Here is a 5,996-nt window from a genome sequence, read left to right as displayed (position 1 = left end):
CCCCCGAGCCCACAGATCCCTGTTGATACCCCCGTCTGAATGGGCAGCTTTTCCCACAATGGGGTAAACTGCCGCGTCTTCAAACCTATAACGACTCGCCTGATGCCCACGACGTTTCAAGAGATCCCCCGCGAACGCCCGGTCACGCCGTTGCTCGACCGCGCCGACACGCCTGCCGGCCTGCGCCGGTTGGCCGAAGCCGACCTCGAGCCTTTGGCCGACGAGCTGCGCCAGGAACTGCTCTATACCGTGGGGCAGACCGGCGGGCATTTCGGTGCCGGCCTGGGCGTCATCGAGCTGACCATCGCCCTGCACTACGTCTTCGACACCCCGGATGACCGGCTGGTGTGGGACGTCGGTCACCAGGCCTACCCGCACAAGATCCTCACCGGCCGGCGCAACCGTATGTTGTCGCTGCGCCAGAAGGACGGCATCGCCGCCTTCCCGCGCCGTAGCGAGAGCGAGTACGACACCTTTGGCGTCGGTCACTCCAGCACCTCGATCAGCGCCGCGCTGGGCATGGCCATCGCCGCCCGCCTGCAGAACGATCCGCGCAAATCCATCGCAGTGATCGGCGACGGCGCACTGACCGCCGGCATGGCCTTCGAAGCGCTGAACCACGCGCAGGAAGTGAATGCCGACATGCTGGTCATTCTCAATGACAACGACATGTCGATCTCGCGCAATGTCGGCGGGCTGTCCAACTACCTGGCCAAGATTCTCTCCAGCCGCACCTACGCCAGCATGCGCGAAGGCAGCAAGAAAGTGCTGTCACGCCTGCCTGGCGCCTGGGAAATCGCCCGCCGCACCGAGGAATATGCCAAGGGCATGCTGGTGCCCGGCACCCTGTTCGAAGAGCTGGGCTGGAACTACATCGGCCCGATCGACGGCCACGACCTGCCGACCATGATCGCCACCCTGCGCAACATGCGTGACCTCAAGGGCCCGCAGTTCCTGCACGTGGTGACCAAAAAGGGCAAGGGCTTCGCCCCGGCCGAGGTCGACCCGATCGGCTACCACGCAATCACCAAGCTGGAGCCGGCCAACAAGCCGGTCGCGCCGAAAAAGCCGAGCGGGCCGAAGTACTCCGCCGTGTTCGGCCAGTGGCTGTGCGACATGGCCGCCGCCGACAACCGCCTGGTGGGCATCACCCCGGCGATGAAGGAAGGCTCGGACCTGGTCGACTTCAGCGAACGCTTCCCCGAGCGCTACTTCGACGTGGCGATTGCCGAACAGCACGCGGTCACCCTGGCCGCCGGCATGGCCTGCGAGGGCGCCAAGCCGGTGGTGGCGATCTACTCCACCTTCCTGCAGCGCGGCTATGACCAGCTGATCCACGACGTGGCGGTGCAGGACCTCGACGTGCTGTTTGCCATCGACCGCGCCGGCCTGGTCGGCGAGGACGGCCCGACCCACGCCGGGGCCTACGACCTGTCGTACCTGCGTTGCATCCCCGGGATGCTGGTAATGACCCCGAGCGACGAGAACGAGCTGCGCAAGATGCTCAGCACCGGCCACCACTACAAGGGCCCGGCGGCCGTGCGCTACCCGCGTGGCACCGGCCCGAACGCACCGATCAGCGGCGACCTCGAGCCACTGGAGATCGGCAAGGGCGTGGTCCGCCGCCGGGGCAGCAAGGTCGCCCTGCTGGTGTTCGGCGTGCAACTGAGCGAAGCCCTGCAGGTTGCCGAAGAGATCGACGCCACCGTGGTCGACATGCGCTTCGTCAAACCGCTGGACGAAGCCCTGGTGCTGGAAATGGCCGCCGGCCATGAGCTGCTGGTGACCGTCGAAGAAAACGCCATCATGGGCGGTGCCGGCGCTGCCGTGGGTGAGTTCCTCGCCCGCGAGGCGGTGGTCAAGCCGCTGCTGCACCTGGGCCTGCCGGACATCTATGTCGAGCATGCCAAGCCGGCGCAGATGCTCGCCGAGTGCGGGCTGGATGCGGCCGGGATCGAGGCTGCCGTCAAAGCCCGAATGACCAAGCTCGGCCTGTAAGGCCCTATCGGGGGGGGGGGGAAAACCCCCCCCAAAAACGCGAGGACGGGGGAGATTCTCACATTCCCCCTGGGGGGTCTTGGGGGGGGGGCATTCTTCCTTGGGGGGGGGTGGGGGGAGGTCTTTTTTCCCCCGCGATTTCAATTGAACTGCCCATGAAGATCTCTACGCTTTCCCTGCTCTGCCTCCCTGCCGCCGCCCTGGCCGCCGAACCCTCCCGCGACGACGCCCTCAAGCTCCCCGACGTACTGATCAGCGCCAGCCGCCAGGTCGAATCGCGTAGCGCCACCAGCGCCGCCAACACGGTGTTCACCCGTAGCGACATCGACCGCCTGCAACCCACCAGCGTCAGCGACCTGCTCACCCGCGTGCCCGGCGTGCAAGTGGCACCAACCGGCGGCCGTGGCAGCCTGCCCGGCATCTTCATCCGTGGCACCAAGGCCGCGCAGACGCTGGTGCTGGTCGATGGCGTGCGCATCGCCAACGCCACCTCCGGCGACAGCGGCCTGCAGTTTCTCGACGTCGAGCAGATCGAGCGGGTGGAAGTGCTGCGCGGCTCGCGTTCGGCGGTGTACGGCAGCGACGCCATCGGCGGGGTGATCCAGATCTTCACCCGCCGTGGCGACGGCCAGGGCCTGCAGCCCCGCCTGCGCCTGGCGGCCGGCAGCAACCAGGCCTGGCAACGCAGCCTGGGCCTGTCCGGCGGCGATGGCGACACCCGTTTCAACCTGGGCGCCAGCCTGGACGAGACCGCCGGGATCGATTCGACCGGCCCGTCATTCGCCAGCGACGGCGACCATGATGTCTACCGCGACCGCTCGCTGAACCTGAGCCTGAGCCACGTGTTCAACGAACGCTTCGAGGCCGGCCTGAACCTGCTCGACAGCCGTGGGCGCAGCGAATACGACAACCCGTTCGGCCTGTTCGGCCAGAAGCCCTATACCGACTTCACCGTCAGCAGCCTCGGCACCTACCTGGACGCCCAGCTCAACGACGCCTGGCATTCACGCCTGGAGCTGGGCCATAGCGAGAACCGCGACGACAAGCGCGACAAGCTCAGCGACGAACGCCAGGTGTTCAACACCTACCGCGACCAGGCCACTTGGCAAAACGATTTCACCCTGGATGCGCGCAACAACCTGCTGCTCGGCGGCGACTGGTACCAGGACCGGGTGCATGCCAGCACCGACTTCGACGAGGACAGCCGCTGGAACCGTGCGATCTTCGCCCAGCATCGCTTCGCCGGTGAGTGGTTCTCCACCGAGCTGGGGCTGCGCCGCGACCAGAACCAGCAGTTCGGCGGCCAGACCACCTGGAGCGCCAGCCTCACTCTGCCCGTCAACGCCAGCAACGACCTGCTGCTGTCCTACAGCGAGGGGTTCCGCGCGCCGACCTTCAACGACCTGTACTACCCGCAGTACAGCAACCCGAACCTGGACCCTGAGCGTTCGAAGAGCTACGAGCTGCAATGGCGCAGCCAGCTGACCGCCGACAGCCGCCTGGAAGCCTCGCTGTACCGCACCGACCTGCGGGACGCGATCATCTTCGGCGCCGACTCGATCCCACGCAACGTGGCCTCGGCGCGCATCAACGGCTTCGAGCTGGGGTTGCAGCAGCAATGGGGCGAGTGGCACAGCCAGCTTGGCCTGGCACTGATCGACCCGCGCGACCGTGACAGCGGCCACACCCTGGCCCGCCGCGCCCGGCGCACGCTGAGCCTGGACCTTGATCGGCAGTTCGAGCGTTTCAGCCTGGGCGGCAGCTGGCAGGCCGTCAGCAGCAGCTACGACGATGAAGCCAACCGCAATAGCCTGGGTGGCTACGGCCTGCTCGGCTTGCGCGGCGGCTGGTCGGCGACGGATGAGGTGAAGCTGGAGCTCAAGCTCGACAATCTGCTGGACAAACAGTACAGCCGCGCCCTGTACAACTTCGATGGCAGCCAGTACGGCTATCGCGAAGAGGGTCGCACCTGGCTGCTCAGCGTCACCTGGACACCGGCGCTGTAGCGTCGAGCAAGGCACACAGCCGCGCGGTGGCCTCGATCATCTGCCCGCTGGGCCGCTCCAGGCCCTTGTCCGGCACCACCAGCAAGTGGCCAGCGGCCACGGCGCTCAGCTTCGGCCAGCTACGCCAGCTGGCCAGTTGCGCCTGGTCGCCAGCGAGGATCACCTGCGGGTCACGCAGCAGCACCGACTCCACGCTGACCTGTGGCGCCGGTTGCGGCAGGTCATCGAACACATTGCGCGCCCCGCAGACCCGCAACGCATCGCTGACCACCTGCCGCCCGCCCAAGGTGTACAGGGGCTTGTCCCACACCTGGTAGAACACCCGCAGCGGCGTCTCGCGCCGGTAGCGCTCGCGCAGGCCGTGCAGCCGTTCACGCAGGCTGGCCGCATACACGCGCCCCTGCTCGTCACGCCCCAGGCGCTGGGCGATGGCTTCGATCTGGGTGATCAACTGGTCGAGGTCGCCGGGCTCGGCGCTGAAGGTGGCAATACCCAGGCGCCGCAGCTGGTCGCGCTGCGCAGGCGCCACGCTGCCGGGCCAGAGCAACAGCAGGTCGGGCTTGAGGCTGAGCAGCCGCTCCATGTCCAGTTGCCCATGGCGCCCCACCGAGGGCAGGCCCTGCAGCGATGCCGGGCGCTCACCGCCATCGAGCAGGCCGACCAGCAGGTCCTGTGCCTGCAACTCGAGGACGATCTCGGTCATTGACGGCGCCAGGCTGACCACCCGCGGTGCAGCCTCGGCCTGGGCGCCGAAGCTCAGCAGTGCACACAGAACGAGCAGCGCCCGCATCAGCCGAGCTGGCGCGGAATGCGGTAGAGGTACAACAGCACCACGGTGGAAATCGCCAGGAGGATCTGCGGCACCGCCTCCAGCCCGACCAGCACCGACAAGGCGGCGACCCAGGCCGGGAAACAGGCATACAGCATGGCCAGGCGCCGCACCCGCGCCAGCTCGATCCAGGCGGCCGGCTCCTCGGCACTGCCGAGGAGCTTGTCGGTGGCGATCAGCGTGCGCTTGTAGGCGCCAAAGCGCGGCAGGCTGAGGAACATGGTGGCTGCGCCGGCGATGAACAGCGGCATGGCCAACACCGGGATCAGCGGCTCGCCGCCACCGAAAGCCCAGGCCATCACCGGCAACGGCACCAGGCCGACCGCCAGGTACTGCCACCAGGCCAGCGCCAGGCGCCGCTTCACCTCGCCACGGGTCACGCCTGCGGCACCTCGCCCTGGTGCTTGTTGCCCATCATGTGGCCCAGCTTGTCGGCCTTGGTGGCCAGGTACAGGCGGTTGTGCGGGTTGTGGCCCGTGTGCAGCGGCACGCGCTCGGCGACCTTGATCTGCATGTCGGTCAGGGCTTTGACCTTGCGCGGGTTGTTGGTCATCAAGCGCAGCGCGCTGACGCCCAGGTGCTCGAGCATCGGCAGGCACATGGCGTAGTCACGCTGGTCGGCGGCGAAGCCCAGGCGCTCGTTGGCCTCGACGGTGTCGGCGCCGCCGTCCTGCAGCTCGTAGGCGCGGATCTTGTTCAACAGGCCAATGCCACGGCCTTCCTGACGCAGGTACAGCAGCACGCCACGGCCTTCGCGGGCGATGGCCTGCAGCGCGGCGTCCAGCTGTGAACCGCAGTCGCAACGCTGGCTGAACAGCGCATCGCCGGTCAGGCACTCGGAGTGCAGCCGCCCCAACACCGGCTCGCCGTCGGCGATGTCACCCAGGCTGAGCACCACATGCTCACGGCCAGTGGCTTCGTCGAGGAAACCATGCATGGTGAAAATCGCGTAGGGGGTCGGGAGTTTGCAAGCGGCGACAAAGACGACGGGCACGTTGTGCTCCTGGGAAGTAGGAAATTTCAGTTGGGCCGATTGTATCAGCAGCCCGGCACGGGTGCGCAGGCTGAATATCGCCGCTTAAGATCGAAAAGTTCGATGCTTATGGAACAGAAGAGTGTCTTGTGGGAGCGGGCTTGCCCCGCGATGTTCCTGACTGGCCATC

The 5,996-nt window shown here is 67.1% G+C and carries 5 protein-coding genes; 2 read left to right on the top strand and 3 right to left on the bottom strand.

Annotation, left to right across the window (positions count from 1 at the left end; all coding sequences use genetic code 11):
* The first annotated feature begins 102 nt into the window (after positions 1-102).
* A complete protein-coding gene (gene dxs, locus ACO6VM_RS24405) occupies positions 103-1,998 on the top strand; it encodes a 1-deoxy-D-xylulose-5-phosphate synthase (RefSeq protein WP_422403911.1) in 1,896 nt (631 codons plus the stop codon).
* A gap of 155 nt (positions 1,999-2,153) precedes the next feature.
* The gene (locus ACO6VM_RS24400; RefSeq protein ID WP_401058002.1) at positions 2,154-4,004 is read left to right on the top strand and encodes a TonB-dependent receptor domain-containing protein; all 1,851 of its coding nucleotides are present in this window, start codon (positions 2,154-2,156) and stop codon (positions 4,002-4,004) included.
* On the opposite strand, the gene ACO6VM_RS24395 is transcribed toward ACO6VM_RS24400, so the two are convergent.
* From ACO6VM_RS24395 to ribA, 3 genes are read right to left on the bottom strand one after another with little or no spacing between them, the layout of a single operon-like run.
* Positions 3,982-4,794: a cobalamin-binding protein gene (locus ACO6VM_RS24395; RefSeq protein ID WP_422403910.1), complete on the bottom strand. Its 813-nt coding sequence runs from the start codon at positions 4,792-4,794 to the stop codon at positions 3,982-3,984. The two genes, ACO6VM_RS24400 and ACO6VM_RS24395, sit on opposite strands and share 23 nt — an antisense overlap.
* A complete protein-coding gene (locus ACO6VM_RS24390) occupies positions 4,794-5,213 on the bottom strand; it encodes an MFS transporter (RefSeq protein WP_258644375.1) in 420 nt (139 codons plus the stop codon). The genes ACO6VM_RS24395 and ACO6VM_RS24390 overlap by 1 nt, the downstream gene beginning before the upstream one ends.
* Complete coding sequence (ribA, locus tag ACO6VM_RS24385) at positions 5,210-5,827, bottom strand: GTP cyclohydrolase II (protein ID WP_110993356.1); 618 nt, start codon at positions 5,825-5,827, stop codon at positions 5,210-5,212. Before ribA ends, ACO6VM_RS24390 begins: the two co-directional genes overlap by 4 nt.
* Positions 5,828-5,996 lie beyond the last annotated feature (169 nt).

The sequence above is a fragment of the Pseudomonas sp. GZD-209 genome (genome assembly GCF_049310485.1).
In the GTDB taxonomy this organism is placed as follows: Bacteria; Pseudomonadota; Gammaproteobacteria; order Pseudomonadales; family Pseudomonadaceae; genus Aquipseudomonas; species Aquipseudomonas sichuanensis.
This window is presented reverse-complemented; position numbering and strand designations above follow the sequence as displayed.